Source organism: Actinospica acidithermotolerans, assembly GCF_018139625.1.
Classification (GTDB): domain Bacteria; phylum Actinomycetota; class Actinomycetes; order Streptomycetales; family Catenulisporaceae; genus Actinospica; species Actinospica acidithermotolerans.
Window position 1 is genome coordinate 1 of sequence record NZ_JAGSOH010000333.1, and the last position, 484, is coordinate 484.

Below are 484 nucleotides of genomic sequence, written 5' to 3' on the forward strand. Positions count from 1 at the left end.
GGGACTGGCGATTGGGACGAAGTCGTAACAAGGTAGCCGTACCGGAAGGTGCGGCTGGATCACCTCCTTTCTAAGGAGCATCTCGCCTGGGCCGCCCTGTAGTGGGGCCGGCCGGGCCAGAGCCGCTACACCACCGAACGCGTGGTGGCGGAGCTCATGGGTGGAAACGTCGACGATTCTTGGCACGCTATTGGGTCCTGAAGGGACAGCCCGCGTGGTTGACCTTCGGTTCCGGGTTCAGGCCCGGGGGCCACATCGCCAGCCTGTTCGGGTTGGGTCCGGTGGATCCCTGTTGGTGGTCTGGGGTTCGGTGGGGTGTTTGTGAACTGGATAGTGGATGCGAGCATCAAATTTTAGTTTGATTGCTGCTCTGTAGTGTTTGAGTAGAGTTCCGAGAGTTTATCTTTCGTGTGTGTAAGTGTTTAAGGGCGCACGGTGGATGCCTTGGTACCAGGAGCCGATGAAGGACGTGTCTGGCCGCGAT

Annotated in this window: 1 rRNA gene; it reads left to right on the top strand. The window is 59.1% G+C overall.

Going from position 1 to position 484, the window contains the following annotated elements:
- A 16S ribosomal RNA gene (locus KDK95_RS34950) occupies positions 1-70 on the top strand; the annotation flags it as partial.
- Positions 71-484 lie beyond the last annotated feature (414 nt).